Raw genomic sequence first — 20,887 nt, 5'->3', positions numbered from 1 at the left:
GGGCGTGGAGTCGGCGGCGGTCCGGCCGGCACTTCCGGTCCGACCGGTCCGGCCGGTGCCTCCGGCGCTTCCGGTGCTTCCGGTCCGGCCGGCGCCTCCGGTGCTTCCGGTCGGCGAGGGCTCACGCGATGACACTGGTTCCTCCTGTGGAGCCGGTGGTGGGGTCCGGGTCGGCCACGCAGCGGAAGCCGGTGTGTCCGGTGCTGGTGTCCGGGGTGTTCGAGGTGCGGGCGGCCACGCGGTAGCGGTTGCAGTACGACGAGTGGCAGAGGTAGGAGCCGCCACGGATGACCTTCGCCTCGCCGCTCAGCGGGCCCCGCGGGTTGTCCCGGGTCTCCGGGCTGTCCGGCACGTGCCAGGTGGTGCTCCACCAGTCGGCGCACCACTCCCAGACGTTGCCGGAGACGTTGTGGAGGCCGTAGCCGTTGGGCCGGTAGGACTTGACCGGAGCGGTGCCGAGGTGGCCGTCCGCGCCGGTGTTGTGGTCCGGGAAGGTGCCCTGCCAGATGTTGCAGCGGTGCCGGCCGCGCGGGAGCAGTTCCTCGCCCCAGGGGTAACGCGCCTGGTCGAGGCCGCCGCGGGCCGCCCGTTCCCATTCGGCCTCGGTGGGCAGCCGCTTGCCCGCCCAGGCCGCGTACGCCGCGGCGTCGTTCCAGGACACGTGCACGACGGGGTGCTGGTCCAGTTGCTGAAGGGAGGAGCCCGGGCCGTACGGGGTGCGCCAGGAGGCGCCGGAGACGGCGAGCCACCACGGGGCATGCGGGACGGCACCCTCGCGTACGTACCGACGGGCCTGCGGGTGGACGAGGGCGTAGAAGACGAACGACCAGCCGTGCCGCTCGGCGTCGGTGACGTGGCCGGTGTCGCGAACGAAGCGGGAGAACTGGCGGTTGGTGACCGTGCACGGGTCGATGAGGAAGGGGCGGGTGACGACGGTCCGTACCGGGCCCTCGCCGTCCGCGGGGAAGGCGTCCGGGTCGGCCCCTCCCATACGGAAGCCACCGCCGGGCACGGCCACCATGCCTTTGCCGTCCGCGCGGCGCCCCGGCAGGGCGCCCGCGCCCGCCGCCGCCTCGCGAGCCACGCCCGCCGCCGCCTCCCCCGCCGCGGCTTCCGCGTTCCCGCCGCGCGGGGCGCAGCAGGCGCTCACGGCGTGCCCTCCACCGGCTTCATGACGACCTCCTGCTGGGGTTTCCCGGTGCGGTCAGAGGTGCCGTTCAGCTCCCATCGGCACACCCTGACACCGTTCTGGTATCGATTCCAGAACCGACCCAGAAGCTAAGACACCCCGCTTCCCGACGTCAACCCACGACCGACCCCTGGAGCGCGAAGACAGCAACTACCTGCCGACTTTCTCGTACCGAACCATTGACAGATATCGACGGCCAACCTCAGTCTGCTCTGGAATTGATTCCAGAGCATGGGAGGTGGGGGCGGTGAGCATGGACAGTGCGGTCGCGGAAACACGCCGAGAGGCCGGGCATCCCTGGAAAGCGGCATTGGCCAGCGGGGTGGGCTCGATGCTGGAGTTCTACGACTTCTTCATCTACAGCCCGATGGCCGCGCTGGTCTTCGCCAAGATCTTCTTCCCGGCCAGCGCGCCCGGCACCGGCACCCTGCTGTCGCTGGCCACCTTCGCCGTCGGCTTCGTCGCGCGGCCCATCGGCGGCCTGATCTCCGGGCACTTCGGCGACCGTGTGGGGCGGCGCCCCATGCTTGTGGCGAGCTTCCTGTTCACCGGCGCCGTGACGTTCGCCGTCGGGCTGCTGCCCACGTACGGCCAGATAGGCATCTGGGCGCCGGTCCTGTTGGTGACGCTGCGCTTCCTGCAGGGCGTCGGGCTGGGCGGCGAGTGGGGCGGTGCGGCGCTCCTCGCGGTCGAGCACGCGCCGCCCGGACGCAAGGCGTTCTTCGGCAGCATCGTCTCGGCGAGCGCGCCGGTCGGGGTCATCCTCGCGAACGGCGTCGTGGCGCTGCTGACCGCGACGCTCACCGAAGACCAGATGCTCGCCTGGGGCTGGCGGCTGCCGTTCCTGGTGAGCGTGGTGCTCGTATTCGTCGGGCTGGTGCTGCGCCTCAAGGTCGAGGAGAGCCCGGACTTCACGCGAGCGAAGGAGACCGGCCGCGCAACGGAGACCAGCCGGGCGGCGGAGACCAGCCGGGCGGAGGAGACCAGCCGGGCGGCAGAGACCGGTCGGGCGGCGGAGGGCCAGCAGGCCGTACGAACCCCGGGCCCGGACCCGAAGCGTGGACGTACCCCCGTACTGGAAGCCATCACCCGGTACCCGAAGCAGATCCTGTCCGTGATCGGCATCCATATCGGGCCCACCACGGTCGGGTTCCTCAGTGGTGCCTTCCTCGTGGGCTATGCCGAAGCCGTCATGGGCATCAGCGCGTCGGTGGCGCTGGCCGGCAACATCGTCGGGAGCGTCGTCAATCTGCTGCTCACCCCGCTGGCCGGGCGTCTGGCCGACCGCTTCGGGCAGCGCGATCTGCTCCTGGCCGGCGGCGCGGCGGTCGCCCTGTGGGGCCTGCCCATGGTGTGGCTGCTGAACTCGGACAGCGTGGCGGCGCTGTTCTGTGTCTTCATCGGCGGTTCGGTGACCCAGGCGCTGCTGTCCGCACCGGAACCGGCGTACTTCGCGAGCCTGTTCCCGGCCGAGGTCCGCTACAGCGGTATGTCCATCGGCTACCAGGCCGCCACGATCCTCGGCGGCGGGGCGGGGCCCCTCATAGCCCAGGCGCTGGTCAACGGGGCCGGTGGGTCGGTTCAGCCGGTCGGCTTCCAGGTGCTGGCGTCAGGCCTGCTGGTGATGGCCGCGGTGCTCCTCGTCCGCCCCCGCGCAGACGTCCGTCAGGCGGCGTCGAGGACCTCGTGCCACCAGTGATCGCGGCCCGGGTGCCAGGCGATGGGGCGGGGGCAGCGGTTCACGACCAGTACGGTGCGGACGTCCGTGCCGCCGCGCGCCAGGGCCCGGTCGAGCGTGGACTTGGCGGGGCGTACCGCGCCGTCCCAGAAGCCGGCGTCGGCGGTGATGACCACGTTCGCCTCGGACTTCCTGAGCCGGGCGGCGAGTTCGGGCGCGGTCAGCGTCACCGGCAGGCTGCTGCGTACGGCGTCGATACGGCCGCAGGCGAGCGTGGCGATCACCGACTCGGGGACCAGGGGCAGATGGACGGCCACCCGGTCGCCGGCGCGTACGCCGAGGCGGGTCAGGGCGGTGGCGGCCCGGGACGACCGGTCGATGAGCTGACTGTGGGTCAACTCCTCGATCCGGCCCGGCTCGCCGGTCCAGCTCAGGGCGATGTCCGGAGAGTGCGGGGCCAAGCCGGGGTCAACGGGATCAACAGAGTCAACGGGATCGGAGGGCACGCGGCGCAACATGCGCCCAGCTTGAAGATCGGTGATCAACGTTTGTTGAACGCGCGATAGATGCGCCGACCAACGGAACCGGAGGCGCCGCCTCGCAAAAGCGTGCCGTCAGCCGCGAACGGCGCCCTCGCCCCCGCCCCCCACCCCTGAGAGGCTGGGCCTGACCCCGTCCAGGCGCGCTGCGCCCAAGGTTCAGGAGGCTCACATGTCCACGTCAGCCAGTCAGCCGTCCCCGCAGTCCCCAGCGCAGTCAACCCGTCTGCACCACCGCATTGTTGTCGTCGGCGGCGGCACCGCCGGGATCACCGTGGCCGCTCGGCTGCGGCGCGCCGGGGCGCCGGACGTCGCGGTGCTGGAGCCGTCCGGTACGCACTGGTACCAGCCGCTGTGGACGCTGGTCGGCGGTGGCCAGGCGCCGTTGCGGGCGTCGTTACGCACCGAGGCCGAGGTCATGCCGCCCGGCGTGCACTGGCTGCGGGAGGCCGCCGTGTCCGTCGATCCGGGCGCGCGCACGGTCGGCACGGCATCGGGGCGGACCGTCTCGTACGACCGGCTGGTGCTCGCGCCGGGGCTGCGGCTGGACCCCGACGGCGTGCCCGGTCTCGCGCAGGCCCTCGGCCACGACGGCGTGACCAGCAACTATCTGCCCGAACTGGCCCCGCTCACCTGGGACCTGGTCCGCCGCATGAAGAGCGGGACCGCGCTGTTCACGATGCCGTCCGGGCCGGTGAAGTGCGGCGGAGCGCCGCAGAAGATCGCGTATCTGGCCGCCGATCACTGGCGCAAGCGCGGCGTGCTGGACCGCATCCGGGTCGTCCTCGTGCTGCCCGAGACGGCGATGTTCAAGGTGCCGGAGTTCGGCCGGGTACTGGAGGACGTGGCCCGGCGGTACGGCATCGAGGTACGGCTGCGGTCGGAGATGGTGTCCGTGGACGGCGCGGCATGCGAGGCGGTGATCGTGAACCACGCGACGGGCGACAAGGAGACGATTTCCTACGACCTGTTGCACGCCGTGCCGCCGCAGGCCGCTCCCGAGTGGGTGGCGAACGGCCCGCTGGCCGATCCCGCCTCGCCCTTCGGGTACGTCAAGGCCGACCCGGGGACGCTGCAACACCCGGACCACCCGGAGGTGTTCGCGCTCGGGGACGTCGCGAACCTGCCGACCTCGAAGACCGGCGCGGCCGTGCGCAAGCAGGCCCCGGTACTGGTCGCCAACCTCCGCGACTCCCTGCGCGACCGCCCGCTCCGCGCCCGCTACGACGGGTACACCTCCTGTCCGCTGGTCACCGCGCGCCACAAGATGCTGCTGGCGGAGTTCGACTACGACCTCAAGCCCGCTCCCTCGCTGCCCTTCCTGGACACGACGAGGGAGCGGACGGACATGTGGTTCCTCAAGCGGTACGGACTCCCGCAGTTCTACTGGCACGGGATGCTCAAGGGGCTCGGCTGAGTCACCGGGGCCCCGCCGCCGTGACCGTGTCCGCGACGACGCAGCTGACGTTGTCCGGGGCGCCGGCCGCGTGGGCGAGCGCGATCAGGTCGCGCACCGCCTCCTCCGGGGTGCTGCCCGTGGCCAGTACGCGGCGCAGTTCCGCGTCCGTGACCACGCCGTACAGGCCGTCGGAGCAGAGCAGATAGCGGTCTCCGGGCCGGGCGTCGTGCAGCTTCACATCCGGTACGGATCCGTCGCCCTCCCGGCCGTCCAGCGCCCGCAGCAGCAGCGCCCGCTGCGGGTGCGCGGACGCCTCCTCGGGGGTGATCCGCCCCTCGTCCACCAGGGACTGGACGTGGGTGTGGTCGTGCGTGATGCGGAAGAAGCCGCCGCCGCGCAGCAAGTAGGCGCGGGAATCGCCGACGTGCACGAGTGCCAGCCGGGAGCCGGTCCACAGCAGTGCGGTGAGGGTGGTGCCGCTGTCGTCGCCCGTGTTCCGCTCCGCCACGGTGCGGTTCGCCCGCCCCACCGCCTCGCTGAGGGTGTTGAGAATGTCGCCGGGGAGCGGTGCGGGCCCGTCCCCCACCCCACGCAGGGCCTCGATCGCGGCGGTGCCGGCCGCGGCCCCGTCCGCGCCGAAGCCGTCGGCGACCGCGAGCAGGCGGCTGTCCGCGTAGGCCGTGTCCTGGTTGCCCTCGCGCACCAGGCCGGTGTCCGACAGGGCTGCGTACCGGATGCCGGTGATCGTTTCGTCGGTCATGGCCGGGTCCTCTCCGCTGAGCTGGTCGATGAGGAAGGCGGCCAGGTCCCGGCGGGCCGCGGTGTCCGCCTCGACCCCGGCCCAGTACGCCGCGATCTCCGCGGCGGCCTGGGCCGGGGCCAGGTCGCACACCGTCCGGATACGGGACAGCGGCATGCCCAGGCGGCGCAGCCACGCCACCAGGCGGGCCCGTTCGAGCTGGTCCGGGGCGTAGAAGCGGTAGCCGTTGAACGGATCGACGCGGGCCGGCCGCAGCAGGCCCAGGTCGTCGTAGAGACGCAGCGCCTTCGGTGAGAGCCGGGAGGCGCGGGCGAACGCACCGATCGTCAGCAGACCGTCCGCCACCACCCGTTGCCCCTCTCCTGGAACGCCGCGTCCTGGGCGCCGGGCCCTGGTTCGCCTTCCACGACCGAGGCTGGGGCCTGCCCCAAGGGAAAGGTCAACGGCGGTGCCGCACGCAGCCTCAGGAGCGCAGTCCGGTCAGCGCCGCCGCCACCAGCGCCCGCGTCCCCATCGTCAGCGTCGGCTGCTGGACCGGCGCGAAGTACGCCGAGTGGTTGGAGGGGATGTCCTGGGAGAGCCGGCCGGCCTCCATCGCCTTGCGGAAGGCGGCCGGGTCCCAGCCGCCGAGCCACCAGTAGTACAGCGGGGCGTTCGCCGCCGTGGCGAGCAGGCCCGCGTCCTCGCTGCCGGAGGCCGGGTCGAAGGGGAACAGCGCCTGCTCGCCGAAGAGCCCGGCGAAGGCGGCGTTGACCTCGCGCAGCGTCTCGGAGTCGTTGCGGGTGACGGGGAAGGTGGCGAGGCTCTCCGTCTCGGGGGCGCGCGCGGCGCCGGACGCGGCGGCCTCGGCGCGGGCGATGCGGTCGACGGCGGCCAGCACCCGGGCGCGTACCTCCTCGTCGAAGGTGCGGATGCTGAGCTGGACGGTGGCCTGGTCGGGGATGACGTTCGGGGCGTCGCCCGCGTGGAAGGAGCCGACGGTGACGACGGCCTGCTCCCGGGGCGCGGTCTCGCGGGCGACGACGGACTGCACGCGCTGCACGAACGAGGCGGCCATCAGGATCGGGTCGACCGTGGTCTCGGGGCGGGAGCCGTGGCCGCCGGTGCCGTGGAAGGTGATCCGCAGGCTGTCGGCGGCGGCCATGCAGGCGCCGTCGTGGTACGCGATCAGGCCGGCCCCGAGCGGCGCGACGTGCTGCGCGAAGACCACGTCCGGCACCGGGACCTTGCTGTAGAGGCCGTCGTCGATCATCTTCTGCGCGCCGCCGCCGTCCTCCTCCGCGGGCTGGAAGAGGACGACGAGCGTGCCTGACCAGTGCTCGCGTCCGGCGGCGAGCAGCCCCGCCGCACCGGCCAGGCAGGTGACGTGCACGTCGTGGCCGCAAGCGTGCATCACGCCCGGCTCGGTGGAGGCGTACGGGAGGCCGGACCGCTCGGTCACGGGCAGCGCGTCCATGTCGGCACGGAGCAGGACCGTCGGCCCCTCGCCGTTGCGCAGTACGCCCACCACGCCGGTGCGGCCGATGCCGGTGAGTACGTCGTAGCCGTCGGCCTGCAGTCGACGGGCGGCCTCGGCGGCGGTGCGGGTCTCCTGGAAGGACAGTTCGGGGTGCCGGTGCAGATCTTCGTAGAGGGCTTCGAGGTCCGCCATGCGGGCGTCGAGCGGGGCCAGGACCATCTCACGCGCACGATCGCTCATGTGCCGTATTCGATCACGTAACGCCCTTACGGGACAGGGGCACGGCCCGTTCGGCGGCCGCCGCGTGCCGCGCGGCCGGGGGCGGAAGGTACGGCTCGGTGGCCGGAGTTCGCGGGTGGTTCGGGAGGTACCGGTGACAGGCGGGCCGGGCGCTGCCACCGTGGTCGTCCGGTGCGGGCTTCGGTGGTCGTCCGGTGCGGGACGGCCCGGCCGGGCACCTCGGCCCGGACGCCAGCTCTCACCTCGGTGAGTGACGGGAGGCAGATCTTGACCACGTCATCGACCGACCGGCCCACGGGGCGGCCGGCGCACCGCCCGGCCGACGGCCGGACGCCGGAGGACCCGGTCGCCTTTCTGATGGAGCAGGCGCTGGGGCACCTGTTCTCCGCCGCCCTGCGCACGGCGGTCGAGTACCGCATCGCGGACCACCTGGCGGCCGGTCCGCGCACGGCCGACCAGCTCGCCGAGGCCACCGGCACGCACGGCCCCCACCTGCGGCGCGTACTGCGCTACCTGGCCACCCGGGACATCTTCCGCGAGGACGCGACCGGTGCGTTCCGGCTGACTCCTGCGGGGCAGCCGCTCCGTTCGGACGTGCCGCACTCGCTGCGGGACGCGGTGCTGATGATGACCGACGAGATGTTCCGGCGGTCCTCGGCGGCGCTGACGGAGACCGTGCGGTCCGCCGGGCCGTCGTTCGACCGGCTCTTCGGGGCGCCGCTCTTCGAGGTACTGGCCGCCGATCCCGGGACGCGCGAGCTGTTCGACACGGGGATGGCGTCGCTGTCCGGGCCGGTGGACGGGCTGGTCGCGGAGAGCTATCCGTTCCCCGAGGGCAGCACGGTGGTCGATGTCGGCGGCGGACGGGGCGGGCTGCTGCGCTCCGTCCTGGAGCTGCACCCCTCGCTCTCCGGGGTGCTCTACGACCAGGAGCCGGCGATCGCCCGGCACCTGCTGGACCTGCCGGAACTGGCGGGCCGCTGGCGGGCCGAGGCGGGCGACTTCTTCACCGCCGTACCGGAGGGCGGCGATGTGTACGTGCTCAAGCACGTGCTGCACGACTGGCCGGACGCGGCCTGTGTCGACATTCTGCGCCGGGTGCGGACCGCGATTCCGGCGCACGGGCGGTTGCTGATCGTCGACTCGGTACTGCCGCAGGGCAACGCGCCGCACTACGGCAAGGCGATGGACGTGGCGATGATGGCGGTACTGGAGGGCAAGGAGCGGACCGCCGAGGAGTACGCCACGCTGCTCTCGGTGGCGGACTTCCGGCTGACCCGCGTGCTGTCCACGCCCGCCTTCCCCTCGATCGTGGAGTCCGTACCGGCGGCGCGGCCGGCGCCCCGGAGCGCGGGCGGTGACGAGGACCGGCAGCCGTAACCGCCGCTATTGCAGAGCCGCCGCCCGCAGCCGCAGTGCGGCCATCGGTACGAAGCCGCCGGTGCCGCCCCCGGTGGAGGCGGACGGGCCGTACAGGCGGCGGAGCATGGCGACCGCGAGCCGCTCGCCCTGCGCCTTGGCGCGTTCGGCGCGCGGCCCGGCGTGCAGCCCGTCCACCGTGGCCTGCCACAGCTGGACCCAGCGCCCGAAGTGCGCGGCGGTCAGCGGCCGGGCGTCGTGCAGGACGGCGTGCGCGGCGAAGACGTCGCGGCGGTGGTCCGCGGTACGGAAGAGCGCCCGCTCCCAGAAGTCGGTGATCGCCGGCAGGTGCGCGGTCAGGTCCGTGCCCGCCACGTCGGTGAAGAACGGGCCGATCAGCGGGTCGGCGAAGGCTTCGGCGTAGAAGCGGCGCAGCAGCCGGTCGAGATCGGGGCGGCCCGCGATGTCCGCGCGTGCACACGACTCCGTCACTGCCCGTACTCCTGTCGCTCTCGTCGCCCCGCCGTGCACCCTGCCCCGACTTCCCATGGTGCCCGACCCCGCCGCACCGCCCCGTGCCCCGCCGGGCACCAAATCCGGTCAACCCCCGGCGACCGGGCGGCAGCGGCCGTGCGGACCGCCGTACAGTACGCCGCGCCAACTGTCCGCCCCGCAGCGGTGGATACCCATTCCGCGCCGGCACCGATCACCACACGGCATGATGTGCAGAACAAGCGGAACAAGGGGCCCGCGGGGCTAAACCCACCCTGTGAAGGGTAGGGTACATATTGCCCCCTTTTATGCCCACGAAGCGCCGTCGCGCAAGGAGTTGTCACTACATGGCAGGCCGGCACGCCCAGCCCAGTGAGCGAATACGCCTGTCCCGACGGGGCAAGGCCGTCGGCGGCGCGGCCGTGGTGGTGCTGATAGGCACCGCGCTGTGCGCCTGGCCGGCCTCGGGGGACGACCAGCGCACCCACGGCGTCTCGGTGACGGCACAGGACGAGCCCAGCCCGACCGCTTCCTCCAAGCAGCGGCCCACCGGCCTCAAGCAGGGCTCCCCCGTCCGTACGGAGCCGGGCCACATCCCCGGCCTCGACGCGGCCACCCGGGACCGCATCCCGGCCGACTCCCGGCAGGTCCTCGTCGTCACGGGCGAGGACGTCGACTCGCACGACTCGACCGTCACGCTCTACACCCGCGCCAAGGACTCCGAGAAGTGGCGCGGCGGCACGGCATGGGCCGCGCACAACGCCGCCAAGGGCTGGACGAAGGACCACCACTACGGCGACCTGCGCTCGCCCGAGGGCGTCTTCTCGCTCACCGACGCGGGCGGCAAGCTCGCCCCGCCGCGCGGCACGAAGCTTCCGTACGACCACAACTCCTCGTTCGTCGCCAGCGGATCGGGCGTGGAGGGCGAGCCGCTGGCCGGCTCGTTCGACTACGTCATCGCGATCGACTACAACCGCGTGCCGGGCTCCTCGCCGCTGGACCCGCGGCGCCCCGAAGGCGCGGCGAAGGGCGGCGGCGTCTGGCTGCACGTCGACCACGACGGCCCCACCCAGGGCTGCATCAGCCTCAAGCCCGATGTCATGCGCGAGCTGCTGCGGACGCTGGATCCGGCCAAACACCCCGTCATCGTGATGGGCCCGTCGGGCCGCTGAGACCGGTCCCGGGCAATCCGTTCCGGCGCCGCGCCCCCGTGGTACGCATGAACCATGGCTGACCCCACACGTACCGGACAGTCCCTCGATGCGGGTACCGAGCAGTCCCTCACCCCGCACGGCCCCCACGACGCGCTGACGGACGTACCGGGCCTCCGGGTCGGGCACGCGCAGCGCACGGACGCGGGCCACCTCACCGGCACGACCGTCGTCCTCGCGCCCGAGGGCGGCGCGGTCGCCGCCGTCGACGTACGGGGCGGCGGCCCCGGCACCCGCGAGACCGATGCCCTGGACCCGCGCAACCTCGTACAGCGCGTGGACGCCGTGGTACTGACCGGCGGCAGCGCTTTCGGGCTGGACGCGGCCTCCGGTGTGGCGGGCTGGCTGGAGGACCACGGCCGGGGCTTCCAGGTGGGGCCCGATCCCGCGCAGGTGGTGCCGGTGGTGCCCGCCGCCGCCCTCTTCGACCTGGGGCGGGGCGGCGACTGGCGAGCCCGCCCGGACGCGGCGCTCGGCCGCGCGGCGATCGAGGCGGCGCACGGCAGCGCGCCGGGCACGGCCGTGGCGCAGGGCAACGTGGGCGCCGGTACGGGCGCGGTGGCCGGCGGCCTGAAGGGCGGCATCGGCACGGCGAGCATCGTCCTGCCGTCGGGGGTGACGGTCGCGGTGCTCGCGGCGGTCAACGCGGCGGGCTCGCCGGTCGACCCGGTGACCGGGCTGCTGTACGGACGGCTGTACCAGGGCACCGCGCGGCCGCCCGCGCCCGAGCGGCACACGGCGGCGACGCGCCACCTGGCGGCCGCCCGCGCGGAGTCGGCGGCGCGCTCGGCGGCCTCCGTGCGCCCGCCCCTGAACACCACGCTCGCCGTCGTCGCCACGGACGCCGCCCTGACGCGTGCTCAGGCCCAGAAGCTGGCGGGCACGGCGCATGACGGGCTGGCCCGCGCCATACGGCCGGTACATCTGCTCTCGGACGGCGACACGGTCTTCGCGCTGGCCACCGGGGAGCGGGCGGCGGCGCCCGAGAGCGCCGAGAGCGACCCGGCGTTCGCCGTGCACGCCGACGCCGGAGCGGTCAACGAGATCCTGGCGGCCGGCGCCGACGCACTGACCCGCGCCGTCGTGAAGGCGATGCTGGCGGCGGAGGGCGTGGACGGCCCGGGCGGCGTCTTCCCCTCGTACACCGACCTGTACGGGACGGGCTGAGCAGTACCGCACCGGGCCCACCGCGCGCACCGGTCCCTGCCTCATCCCCGCGCGAATCCCGGTGGTAGAAACGGCCGTATGCCCGAACCGCCGCCGCCCACCCTCGTCCAGCCGGCCCCCGCACCCCGACCCGCCGTCAAGCGGCGTCGGCTGTGGTGGCACCGGCTGATCCTGGGGCTGTGGTACCGGCCGGTGGAGGTACTGGACGAGGCGCGCGACCGCGGGGCGTGGAGCGCGGCGGTCCTGCTGTCGCTGGTCGGCGGCGCGCTCGGGCTGCTGGCGTCGAAGTCCTTCCGGGCGCAGTGGGGGACCGCGCCACGGGACGTGGTGTGGCAGCTCGCGGGCCTCACCGAGGCGGGCGTGCTGGTCGCGAGCCTGGGGCTGGGGCTGGTCACGCACGCCATAGCGCGCACCCTCGGCGGCAACGGCCGGCTCCGGCCGACGGTCAGCCTGTTCCTCGTGGTGTTCTGGGTGACGGACCTGCCGCGTCTCGCGCTGTCGTTCCTGCTGCCGGAGGACCATCCCGTCGCGCAGGCGGTGGCGCTGACGACGTGGGGCTTCGGCTGCGCGCTGGCCGTGCTGCTCATACGGGGGCAGCACCATCTGCCGACGCTGCGGTCGGTGGGTGCGGTGGCGGTACAGATGCTGGCCTCGCTGGCGCTGCTCAAGCTCGGCCCGATCAGCTGAGGGGCTCCGCCCGACGGCCCTGAGCCGCGCTGTCAGTGACCGCGCGTCAGTTCCCGTACGAGGCCGGCGAACGCCTCGCGCTCGGCCGCGGTCAGCTCGACGCTCTCCGACGGCGGGACGACCTGCCGCGGTACGGCCTTGAGCAGCCGCGGGGCCGCTCCCGCGCCCGGCGGCTGGGGTGCGCGGCGGTCCCGGCGCACGGTCCGGACCAGCCCGATGGCCCAGGCGAGGGTCGCGAGCAGCAGTACGGCCAGGCCGATCTGCTGCAGGGTCGAGACGGAGGGGAGCATCCAATCCTCCATGGCGTACGGGCGCGGCGCTGCGCCGGCGCACTCGGAACCGGCGGCTGACGCGGATCAGTAGACACCACGCCTCAAGGTTTATGACAGGTTTTTATAGGACTTAAGGCCCGAAGTGATGCATCTCCTATCACTAACGGACCTTCCTGCATCACTCAGGGTTCTTCCCGCATCACGCCGCAACCATCCCTCATCCCACCGCATCAGGTGCGAGGCCCACAAGAATCGCCGGAAACACCGAAAGAATTCCGCCACAATTCCGCGCCACGTCCGTAATGATCCGTCGGCCGACGGCGCGGTGTCCCGGCTTCCGCCCGTTTCCCCGGTACGTCCCCACCACTCCTGCACGGCCGAGTCGGGCGGGGCACGTTGGACGCATCGGCGGGTTCCGTCCGGCCAAGATCGTCCGCGAGCATGGCGGCGCACCACTCACCCGATACGACAACCGGACCACCGATACGGGTGAACCGGACGACCGGATCACCATGACGGAGGAGTGCGCGTGGAGTGTACGGACCAGCCCAAGCCGCTCGACGGCGTGCTCGTCGCCGACTTCAGCCGGGTGCTGGCGGGGCCACTGGCCGCCGCGACCCTGGCGGACCTGGGAGCGCAGGTCGTCAAGGTGGAGCGGCCCGGCGCCGGTGACGACACCCGGGCCTGGGGGCCGCCCTTCGCGGCCGACGGCACGGCCGCGTACTTCGACGCCGCCAACCGCTCCAAGCGCGGCCTCGCCCTGGACCTCTCCGCGCCGGACGACGCCGAGGCCGCACGCGAACTGGCGGCGCGGGCCGATGTCCTCATCGAGAACTTCCGGCCCGGCGCGCTCGCCAAGTACGGCCTGGACCCGGCCTCCTCCCTTGCCGCAAACCCGGGCCTGGTGCACTGCTCGATCACCGGCTTCGGCTCGGGCGAGGGCGCCCACCTGCCCGGATACGACTTCGTCGTGCAGGCGGTCGGCGGGCTGATGAGCATCACGGGCGAGCCCGGCGGCCCGCCCCTGAAGGCGGGCGTGGCGCTGGTGGACGTACTGACCGCGAAGGACGCCACGACCGGCATCCTGGCGGCGCTGCGCCACCGGGACCGTACGGGCCAGGGGCAGCACGTCGAGGTGAACCTGCTGTCCTCCCTACTGGGTTCGCTGGTCAACCAGGCGTCCGGGCACCTGGCCACCGGCCGCGACCCGGGCCCGATGGGCAACCGGCACCCGAGCATCGCGCCGTACGAGACGCTGGCCTGCCGCGACGGGCTGCTGGCGGTGGCGGCGGGGAACGACCGTCAGTTCCGGGCGCTGACAACGGCGCTGGGCGCGCCGGAGCTGGCCGAGGACGCACGGTTCGCGACCAATCCCGACCGGGTTGTGCACCGCACGGAGCTGGTGAAGGAGCTGGAGGAGCGGCTGGCCGCCGACACCGCGCAGGGCTGGACGGAGCGGCTCGGCAAGGTGTCGGTGCCCTGTGGGCCCGTCAACACCTTGAGCCAGGCCCTGGAGTTCGCGGCGGGGCTGGGGCTTGATCCGGTCGTTTCCGTGGGCGAGGGACGGACACCTCAAGTACGCAGCCCCCTGCGACTGTCCCGTACCCCCGTGGCCGAACCGGTCGCGCCGCCGCGGCTGGACGAGCACGGAACGCAGCTCCGCGAGTGGCTGGCCGGCCCCTCCGACCAGCCACTTCCTCCACTCGTGTGACATCGGTCACAAGATATGGAGAGTTGCAACCAAAACGGCTCACAGTCGCTGTTTAAGAACAGTGGACCAACACTCTTGCCTGGAGCAGCTCGTGACAACGCCGGACAACGCCGCGCCCGCACAGCCCCGCACTTCGCGCTCGCTGCGGCGCGGCCTCGCGGCGGCGGCACTGCTCGCAGCCGGCGCCCTGGCCCTGACCGCCTGCGGCGGTGACGCCTCGGGCGCGAACAACAAGGACGGGCAGGCCGGCGCCGACGCCGCGGCCGCCAAGGACGCCTCCGACGCCAAGATCGAGGTCTCGGCGAAGGACGGCTCCAGCGGCGCCAGCATCAACGGAACGAACGTCAAGGTCAGCAGCGGCAAGCTGACCAAGGTGACGCTGACTCGGGTGGACACCGGCGAGAAGGTCGCCGGATCCATATCCGCCGACGGCTCCGGCTGGAAGCCGGACGTTCAGCTGGAGCGCGGTACGAAGTACCAGCTGGCCGCCAGCGCCAAGGACGCCAAGGGCCGTTCGGCGGCCGAGAACGCCACGTTCACCACGGTGTCGCCCGCCAACAGCTTCATCGGCACCTACACCCCGGACGACGGCAAGACCGTCGGCGTGGGCATGCCGGTCTCCTTCAACTTCGACAAGGCCATCACCGACCAGAAGGCCGTGCAGTCGCACATCACGGTGACCACCAGCAGCGGCCAGCAGGTCGTCGGCCACTGGTTCGGCAACCAGCGGCTGGACTTCCGCCCCAAGGACTACTGGAAGGCCGGCTCCAAGGTCACGATGAAGATCGACCTGGACGGCGTGGAGGGCGCGAACGGCGTCACCGGCGTCCAGGACAAGACGGTCAGCTTCACCGTCGGCCGCTCCCAGGTCTCCACCGTCGACATGAAGACCCAGATGATGACGGTCGAGCGGGACGGCAAGACCCTCAAGAAGATCCCGATCTCCGGCGGCAGCCCCGAGAACCCGACCTACAACGGTCAGATGGTGATCTCGGAGAAGTTCAAGGAGACCCGGATGGACGGCTCCACGGTCGGCTTCACCAAGAAGGACGGCAAGGGCGAGTACGACATCAAGGACGTGCCGCACGCCATGCGGCTGTCCGCGTCCGGCACGTTCATCCACGGCAACTACTGGGGCTCGCCCTCGATCTTCGGCCAGGCGGGCACCAGCCACGGCTGCGTGGGCCTGCGGGACGCGAAGGGTGCCAACAGCGACACCCCCGGCAAGTGGTTCTACGACAACTCGCTCGTCGGTGACGTGGTCGTGGTGAAGAACTCCCCGGACAAGACCATCAAGCCCGACAACGGCCTCAACGGCTGGAACATGCCGTGGGACGAGTGGACGGCGGGCAGCGCGGCCTGACCGTACTGACACGCGGAAAGCACCGCAGAAAGCACCACCCCGCTGCCGGGCACTGGCAGCGGGGTGGTGTGTTTTCGGGAGGGAGAACCCAAGGCCCTCAGGCGGCGACCGGTGTCAGGCGGCGACCGGCTCCCTCTTCGCCTCGGCGGCCGACAGCGGCTCGCCCTCCGCGGCGGGAGCCGCCGCCTCCGTACCGGTCTTGCGCAGCCCCTTCAGGACGACCACCAGGGCCGTGCTGACGGCCACACCGGCGGCGATCGCCACCAGGTACAGCAGCGGCTGGCCGATCAGCGGGACCACGAAGATGCCGCCGTGCGGGGCGCGCAGCGTGCAGCCGAACGCCATCGACAGCGCACCGGTCACCGCGCCGCCCGCCATCGCGGACGGAATGACGCGCAGCGGGTCGCCCGCCGCGAACGGGATCGCGCCCTCGGTGATGAACGAAGCGCCCAGCACCCAGGCGGCCTTGCCGTTCTCCCGCTCGGCCTTGCTGAACAGCTTGCCGCGCACCGTCGTGGCCAGCGCCATCGCCAGCGGCGGGACCATGCCGGCCGCCATCACCGCGGCCATCACCTTCAGGCTGCCGTCGTTGGGGTTGGCCAGGCCGCCGACCGCGAAGGCGTACGCGACCTTGTTCAGCGGGCCGCCGAGGTCGAAGCACATCATCAGGCCCAGGATGACGCCCAGGATGATCGCGTTGGCGCCGGTCAGGCCGGACAGCCAGTCGGTCAGCGCCTTCTGGAGCTCGGCGATGGGCTTGCCGACCACCAGGAACATCAGGAAGCCGACCACCGCCGAGGAGACCAGCGGGATCACCACCACCGGCATGATGCCGCGCAGCGGCGCCGGGACCCTGACGCGCTGGATGGCCATCACCACCGCACCCGCGAGCAGACCGGCGATCAGGCCGCCGAGGAAGCCCGCGTTGATGGTCAGCGCGATCGAGCCGCCCACGAAGCCCGGTACGAGACCCGGCCGGTCGGCCATGCCGTACGCGATGAATCCGGCCAGCACCGGCACCAGGAAGGTGAAGGCCACGTTGCCGATCTGGAAGAGCAGCGCGGCCCAGCTGCCGGTCTCGGTCCAGATGAAGTGCTCGGCGACGGACGGCGCCTTGTTGATCTCGTAGCCGCCGATCGCGAAGGCCAGGGCCATCAGCAGGCCGCCCGCGGCGACGAACGGCACCATGTAACTGACGCCGGTCATCAGCCACTTGCGCAGCCGGGTGCCGTAGCCGTCGGTCTCCTCGCCGCCCCGGTCCATGGGCGCGTCGCGGTGCGCGGCCGGCGCACCGACCTCGCCGCGCGCCGCCTTCTCCCGTACCTCGGAGATCAGTTCGGCGGGGCGGTTGATGCCGGCCTTCACGCCGACGTCGACAACGGGCTTGCCCGCGAACCGCTCCCGGTCCCGGACCTCCACGTCGTGCGCGAAGATCACGCCGTCGGCGGCCTCGATCACCGCCGGGTCGAGGCGGGTGAACCCGGCCGACCCCTGCGTCTCGACCACCAGCTCCACACCGGCGTCCTCGCCCGCCTTCGTCAGCGACTCGGCGGCCATGTAGGTGTGCGCGATACCGGTGGGACAGGAGGTGACGGCGACGATCTTGAAGGCACTGGCGGACTCGGGCTCAGGAGCGTCGGCAGCCGGGGTCTCCGCCTCGGGGGCCTCCGCTGCCGGGGCCTCCGGCTCCGGCTCCGCGGCCTCGGCTTCGGCCTCCGCCTCAGGAGCCTCGGGCTCGTCGCCTCGTACCAGCGCCGCCGCCCGCTCCGAGTCGTCCGCCGAGCGCAGTGCGCCGGTGAACTCCGCGTCCATCAGGTGCCGGGCCAGCGTCGAGAGGATCGACAGATGGTCGGCGTCGCCGCCGGTCGGCGCGGCGATCAGGAAGACCAGGTCGGCCGGGCCGTCCGCGGCGCCGAAGTCGATGCCGGTAGCGCTGCGCCCGAAAGCCAGCGTCGGCTCGGTGACATGGGCACTCCGGCAGTGCGGGATGCCGATGCCGCCGTCCAGGCCGGTGGGCATCTGGGCCTCGCGCGCGGCCACGTCCGCGAGGAATCCCTCCAGGTCGGTGACGCGACCGGCCGCCACCATCCGTTCGGCCAGCGACCTGGCGGCCGCTTCCTTGGTGTCGGCGGACAGGTCGAGGTCGACCAGGTCCGCGGTGATCAGCTCACTCATCGCGGGCTCCCTTCAGATTCCAGCCCAAGATCCAGCCCGGCCGGGCAACATCCAGCCCGTCCTGGGGGTACCTCCCAGCGGTAGCTGGGGGAGTTTGAGGACAATCGAACGGCGGGCGACCCCGACGCACAGAACCGTTCATGCCACGGCCTCCGTCAGCGGGCGGTCCATGGGGACCACATCGGTCACGGTCACGTCCGACGGCCGCAGATCGCCCGGCGTAGGCATCACGCTCCCCGGCAGCTGCACAGCAGCAGCCCCATGCGCCACCGCCGAAGCCAGCGCCCGCGCCCCCGTACCACCGGCCGCGAGGAACCCCGCCAGCGAAGCATCACCCGCGCCGACGTTGCTCCGGACGGCATCCACCTCGGCGCAGCCGTAATACGTCCCGGTCGCGTCGACCAGCAGCTGCCCGTCCGCGCCCAGCGAGGCCAGCACCGCCACCGCGCCCAGCGCGCGCAGCTCCTCCGCGGCCTTGACCGCGTCGCCGATCGTGGCGAGCGGCCGGCCGACGGCCTGCGCCAGCTCCTCGGCGTTGGGCTTGACCACGTCGGGGCGCTCGCGCAGCGCGGCGGTCAGCGACGGGCCGGAGGTGTCCAGGGCGATCCGGGCCCCGGCCCGGTGCGCGCGGGCGACCAGATCGGCGTACCACTCGGGGGCCAGCCCGCGCGGCAGGCTGCCGCAGCAGGCGATCCAGGCGGCGCCCGCCGAGCGCTCCCGTACGGTCTCCAGCAGTGCTTCGGACTCGGCCGCCGACAGCTCGGGGCCGGCCGCGTTGATCTTGGTGAGGGTGCCGTCGGGCTCGGCGACCGCGATGTTGGAGCGGGTGGCCCCGGCGACCGGCACCGGCGCAACCTCTATCCCCTCGGCCACCAGCAGGTTCGCGAGCGCCTGTCCGGCCGGGCCGCCGACCGGCAGCACGGCGAGCGTCTCGTGCCCGGCGGCCGCGACCGCACGGGAGACGTTGACGCCCTTGCCGCCGGGGTCGACCCGGTCGGCGCCGGCCCGCAGCACGGCGCCGCGCTCCAGAGCGGGCACCTCGTACGTGCGGTCCAGGCTGGGGTTGGGGGTGACGGTGAGGATCATGCGCGTACTACTTCCGTGCCCGCGCGCTCGATGGCGAGGGCGTTCTCGGGGCTGAGCCCGGTGTCGGTGATCAGGACGTCGACATCGGAGAGGTCGCCGAAGCGGGCGAAGTGCTGCTGCCCGAACTTGGCCGAGTCTGCGATCAGCACGACCCGCCGGGCGGCACGGATCACCGCCCGCTTGACGGCGGCCTCGGCGAGATCGGGCGTGGTCAGGCCGCCTTCCAGCGAGAAGCCGTTCGTCGCGAGGAAGAGGACATCGGCGTTGATCTCGCGGTAGGCGCGCAGCGCCCAGTCGTCGACGGCGGCCCGCGTACGGTGCCGGATGCGGCCGCCGACGAGGTGCAGGGTCAGTCCGGGGTGGTCGGCGAGGCGGGCGGCGACCGGGAGGCCGTGGGTCACGACGGTGACGTCGGATTCCAGCGGGAACTCCGCGGCCAGCCGGGCCGCGGTGGTGCCCGCGTCCAGGATCACGCTGCCGTCGTCGGGCAGCTCGGCGAGCGCGGCCCGCGCGATGCGGTCCTTCTCGTCGGCCGCGACGGTGTCCCGCTCGGCGAGGTCCGGCTCGAAGTCCAGCCGGCCCGCCGGTATCGCCCCGCCGTGCACCCGCCGGACCAGTCCGGCGCGGTCCAGCGCCTTCAGGTCGCGCCGCACGGTCTCGGCGGTGACCTGGAATTCCTCGGCGAGGGAGAGGACGTCGACCCGCCCGCTGTCCCGGGCGAGGCGCAGGATCTCCTGCTGTCGTTCCGCTGCGTACATGCGACCTGGGTCCGTTCCGTTCCTGTCCGTACGATGCCCGAACGTGTGGTTTCGCCAGCAGGCTACGCCCGGATTTCTGCAAAGTAAACAGACTCGGGCAATGGACAGACACAAACGGGCATGACGGAGCTGACAGCCGCATGACGGAGCTGACAGCCGCCGACCGCGTGCGGGCAGCAAAGAGCCCCGGCACTCGGGGGAGGGTGCCGGGGCTCGTCTCGGGGGGACCTTCTTCGGGCGAGGTCCCGTTGTGGGGTGCAGAAGCGTTACGCCTCCGCGTCGGCGTTACGCCGCCGCGTCGAAGCCCGTGTCGTGCGCCATGCGCTTCAGCTCCAGCAGCGCGTGCTTCTCTATCTGGCGGATCCGCTCACGGGTCAGGCCGTGCTGCTTGCCGACCTCGGTCAGGGTCCGCTCGCGGCCGTCCTCTATGCCGTACCGCGCCTTGATGATCGAGGCGGTGCGGCCGTCGAGGCGGTCGATCAGGTCCTCCAGCTCCTCGCTGCGCAGCAGCGTGAGCACGGACTGCTCGGGCGAGGCCGCGGAGGTGTCCTCCAGCAGGTCGCCGAACTGCGTCTCGCCCTCGTCGTCCACGGACATGTTCAGGCTGACGGGGTCGCGGGCCCAGTCCAGTACGTCGCTGATCCGCTCGGGCTTGGCGCCCAGCTCGGCGGCGATCTCCGCGTGCTCCGGGTCGCGGCCGTGCTCACGGTTGAACTCGCGCTGCACACGGCGGATCCGGCCCAGCTCCTCGACCAGGTGGACGGGCAGCCGGATCGTACGGGACTGGTCGGCTATGGACCGCGTGATGGCCTGGCGGATCCACCACGTCGCGTACGTGGAGAACTTGAAGCCCTTGGCGTAGTCGAACTTCTCGACCGCGCGCACCAGGCCGGCGTTCCCCTCCTGGATCAGGTCCAGCAGCGGCAGGCCGCTGCGCGGATAGCGGCGGGCGACCGCTACGACCAGGCGGAGGTTGGAACGGATGAAGACGTCCTTGGCCTTCTCGGCCTCGTCGACCAGTGCCTGCAGCTCCTCGGGCGTCGCGCCGGCGGCATTGCCGTCGGTCACCTCGCCGTCCAGGATCTGCCGGGCATAGACACCCGCCTCGATGGTCTGCGACAGCTCGACCTCCTTCGCGGCGTCGAGCAGTGGCGTGCGCGCGATCTCGTCGAGGTACATGCCGACCAGGTCGCGGTCGGCGATCTCCCCGCCTACGGCGCGAACGCTGTTTGCCGTCTCAGCACCGCTGGTCGTGGGCTGACGACGGGCGACGGCACGGGTTGCCATGCGTGTGCTCCCTCTGCGATGAGTCGGTCGCGGGATGGTGGCGGCCGGGACACCT

18 protein-coding genes are annotated in these 20,887 nt (G+C 72.5%); 8 read left to right on the top strand and 10 right to left on the bottom strand.

The genetic code is table 11. From position 1 onward, the window contains the following. Positions 1 to 121 precede the first annotated feature (121 nt). Positions 122 to 1,021 (bottom strand): formylglycine-generating enzyme family protein, encoded by a 900-nt coding sequence (locus AB0I82_RS26910; RefSeq protein WP_363260019.1) that lies wholly within the window; start codon positions 1,019 to 1,021, stop codon positions 122 to 124. A gap of 421 nt (positions 1,022 to 1,442) precedes the next feature. Here AB0I82_RS26910 and AB0I82_RS26905 point away from each other — a divergent pair, with 421 nt between their 5' ends. Continuing rightward, entirely contained in the window at positions 1,443 to 2,888 is a 1,446-nt protein-coding gene (locus AB0I82_RS26905; RefSeq protein WP_363260018.1) for an MFS transporter, read from the top strand. Here the strand turns inward: AB0I82_RS26905 and AB0I82_RS26900 are convergent. Further along, a complete protein-coding gene (locus AB0I82_RS26900; RefSeq protein ID WP_363259900.1) occupies positions 2,855 to 3,328 on the bottom strand; it encodes an AMP-binding protein in 474 nt (157 codons plus the stop codon). The genes AB0I82_RS26905 and AB0I82_RS26900 overlap by 34 nt on opposite strands. A gap of 250 nt (positions 3,329 to 3,578) precedes the next feature. On the opposite strand from AB0I82_RS26900, the gene AB0I82_RS26895 reads away from it, so the two are divergent. After that, positions 3,579 to 4,823, top strand: coding sequence for an FAD/NAD(P)-binding oxidoreductase (locus tag AB0I82_RS26895; RefSeq protein WP_363259899.1), 1,245 nt, complete (start codon positions 3,579 to 3,581; stop codon positions 4,821 to 4,823). Position 4,824: 1 nt separating this feature from the next. On the opposite strand, the gene AB0I82_RS26890 is transcribed toward AB0I82_RS26895, so the two are convergent. Next, positions 4,825 to 5,910 (bottom strand): MerR family transcriptional regulator, encoded by a 1,086-nt coding sequence (locus tag AB0I82_RS26890; RefSeq protein ID WP_363260017.1) that lies wholly within the window; start codon positions 5,908 to 5,910, stop codon positions 4,825 to 4,827. A 118-nt stretch (positions 5,911 to 6,028) separates the two neighbouring features. Further along, positions 6,029 to 7,264: an amidohydrolase gene (locus AB0I82_RS26885; RefSeq protein WP_363259898.1), complete on the bottom strand. Its 1,236-nt coding sequence runs from the start codon at positions 7,262 to 7,264 to the stop codon at positions 6,029 to 6,031. Positions 7,265 to 7,531: 267 nt separating this feature from the next. On the opposite strand from AB0I82_RS26885, the gene AB0I82_RS26880 reads away from it, so the two are divergent. After that, positions 7,532 to 8,644 (top strand): methyltransferase, encoded by a 1,113-nt coding sequence (locus AB0I82_RS26880; protein WP_363259897.1) that lies wholly within the window; start codon positions 7,532 to 7,534, stop codon positions 8,642 to 8,644. Between the two features lie 6 nt (positions 8,645 to 8,650). Here the strand turns inward: AB0I82_RS26880 and AB0I82_RS26875 are convergent, their stop codons facing one another. Then, positions 8,651 to 9,115, bottom strand: a complete 465-nt coding sequence (locus tag AB0I82_RS26875; protein ID WP_363259895.1) for a group III truncated hemoglobin — start codon at positions 9,113 to 9,115, stop codon at positions 8,651 to 8,653. Positions 9,116 to 9,462: 347 nt separating this feature from the next. Between AB0I82_RS26875 and AB0I82_RS26870 the strand changes: the two genes are divergently transcribed. The 3 genes from AB0I82_RS26870 to AB0I82_RS26860 all read left to right on the top strand — a co-directional run bounded on the left by AB0I82_RS26870 (position 9,463) and on the right by AB0I82_RS26860 (position 12,180). After that, positions 9,463 to 10,287, top strand: coding sequence for a L,D-transpeptidase family protein (locus AB0I82_RS26870; RefSeq protein ID WP_363259894.1), 825 nt, complete (start codon positions 9,463 to 9,465; stop codon positions 10,285 to 10,287). Between the two features lie 54 nt (positions 10,288 to 10,341). Further along, positions 10,342 to 11,493, top strand: a complete 1,152-nt coding sequence (locus AB0I82_RS26865) for a P1 family peptidase (protein ID WP_363259892.1) — start codon at positions 10,342 to 10,344, stop codon at positions 11,491 to 11,493. 78 nt (positions 11,494 to 11,571) lie between these two features. Then, positions 11,572 to 12,180, top strand: coding sequence for a YIP1 family protein (locus AB0I82_RS26860; protein WP_363259891.1), 609 nt, complete (start codon positions 11,572 to 11,574; stop codon positions 12,178 to 12,180). A 32-nt stretch (positions 12,181 to 12,212) separates the two neighbouring features. On the opposite strand, the gene AB0I82_RS26855 is transcribed toward AB0I82_RS26860, so the two are convergent. Further along, positions 12,213 to 12,470, bottom strand: coding sequence for a hypothetical protein (locus AB0I82_RS26855; RefSeq protein ID WP_223732716.1), 258 nt, complete (start codon positions 12,468 to 12,470; stop codon positions 12,213 to 12,215). Between the two features lie 511 nt (positions 12,471 to 12,981). Between AB0I82_RS26855 and AB0I82_RS26850 the strand changes: the two genes are divergently transcribed. Both AB0I82_RS26850 and AB0I82_RS26845 read left to right on the top strand, forming a co-directional pair. Continuing rightward, the gene (locus AB0I82_RS26850) at positions 12,982 to 14,163 is read left to right on the top strand and encodes a CoA transferase (RefSeq protein WP_363259890.1); all 1,182 of its coding nucleotides are present in this window, start codon (positions 12,982 to 12,984) and stop codon (positions 14,161 to 14,163) included. 79 nt (positions 14,164 to 14,242) lie between these two features. After that, entirely contained in the window at positions 14,243 to 15,526 is a 1,284-nt protein-coding gene (locus tag AB0I82_RS26845) for an Ig-like domain-containing protein (protein ID WP_363260016.1), read from the top strand. 114 nt (positions 15,527 to 15,640) lie between these two features. On the opposite strand, the gene AB0I82_RS26840 is transcribed toward AB0I82_RS26845, so the two are convergent. The 4 genes from AB0I82_RS26840 to AB0I82_RS26825 all read right to left on the bottom strand — a co-directional run bounded on the left by AB0I82_RS26840 (position 15,641) and on the right by AB0I82_RS26825 (position 20,832). Beyond that, positions 15,641 to 17,701, bottom strand: a complete 2,061-nt coding sequence (locus tag AB0I82_RS26840; protein WP_363259889.1) for a fructose-specific PTS transporter subunit EIIC — start codon at positions 17,699 to 17,701, stop codon at positions 15,641 to 15,643. Positions 17,702 to 17,839: 138 nt separating this feature from the next. After that, positions 17,840 to 18,787, bottom strand: coding sequence for a 1-phosphofructokinase (gene pfkB, locus AB0I82_RS26835; protein ID WP_363259888.1), 948 nt, complete (start codon positions 18,785 to 18,787; stop codon positions 17,840 to 17,842). Beyond that, positions 18,784 to 19,545 carry a DeoR/GlpR family DNA-binding transcription regulator gene (locus AB0I82_RS26830; RefSeq protein WP_363259887.1) on the bottom strand — a complete coding sequence of 254 codons (762 nt, stop codon included), beginning with the start codon at positions 19,543 to 19,545 and terminating at the stop codon, positions 18,784 to 18,786. Before AB0I82_RS26830 ends, pfkB begins: the two co-directional genes overlap by 4 nt. Positions 19,546 to 19,830: 285 nt before the next feature. After that, positions 19,831 to 20,832 carry a sigma-70 family RNA polymerase sigma factor gene (locus AB0I82_RS26825; protein WP_031051217.1) on the bottom strand — a complete coding sequence of 334 codons (1,002 nt, stop codon included), beginning with the start codon at positions 20,830 to 20,832 and terminating at the stop codon, positions 19,831 to 19,833. Positions 20,833 to 20,887 lie beyond the last annotated feature (55 nt).

The sequence above is a fragment of the Streptomyces sp. NPDC050315 genome (genome assembly GCF_040655775.1).
Lineage (GTDB): Bacteria > Actinomycetota > Actinomycetes > Streptomycetales > Streptomycetaceae > Streptomyces.
This window is presented reverse-complemented; position numbering and strand designations above follow the sequence as displayed.

Coding starts and splice junctions, on each gene's coding strand:
- AB0I82_RS26895 (WP_363259899.1), top strand. CDS start 3,579: ATGTCCACGTCAGCCAGTCAGCCGTCCCCGCAGTCCCCAGCGCAGTCA.
- AB0I82_RS26825 (WP_031051217.1), bottom strand. CDS start 20,832: ATGGCAACCCGTGCCGTCGCCCGTCGTCAGCCCACGACCAGCGGTGCT.
- AB0I82_RS26870 (WP_363259894.1), top strand. CDS start 9,463: ATGGCAGGCCGGCACGCCCAGCCCAGTGAGCGAATACGCCTGTCCCGA.
- AB0I82_RS26840 (WP_363259889.1), bottom strand. CDS start 17,701: ATGAGTGAGCTGATCACCGCGGACCTGGTCGACCTCGACCTGTCCGCC.
- AB0I82_RS26860 (WP_363259891.1), top strand. CDS start 11,572: ATGCCCGAACCGCCGCCGCCCACCCTCGTCCAGCCGGCCCCCGCACCC.
- AB0I82_RS26865 (WP_363259892.1), top strand. CDS start 10,342: ATGGCTGACCCCACACGTACCGGACAGTCCCTCGATGCGGGTACCGAG.
- AB0I82_RS26905 (WP_363260018.1), top strand. CDS start 1,443: ATGGACAGTGCGGTCGCGGAAACACGCCGAGAGGCCGGGCATCCCTGG.
- AB0I82_RS26910 (WP_363260019.1), bottom strand. CDS start 1,021: ATGGTGGCCGTGCCCGGCGGTGGCTTCCGTATGGGAGGGGCCGACCCG.
- AB0I82_RS26830 (WP_363259887.1), bottom strand. CDS start 19,545: ATGTACGCAGCGGAACGACAGCAGGAGATCCTGCGCCTCGCCCGGGAC.
- AB0I82_RS26855 (WP_223732716.1), bottom strand. CDS start 12,470: ATGCTCCCCTCCGTCTCGACCCTGCAGCAGATCGGCCTGGCCGTACTG.
- AB0I82_RS26885 (WP_363259898.1), bottom strand. CDS start 7,264: ATGAGCGATCGTGCGCGTGAGATGGTCCTGGCCCCGCTCGACGCCCGC.
- pfkB (WP_363259888.1), bottom strand. CDS start 18,787: ATGATCCTCACCGTCACCCCCAACCCCAGCCTGGACCGCACGTACGAG.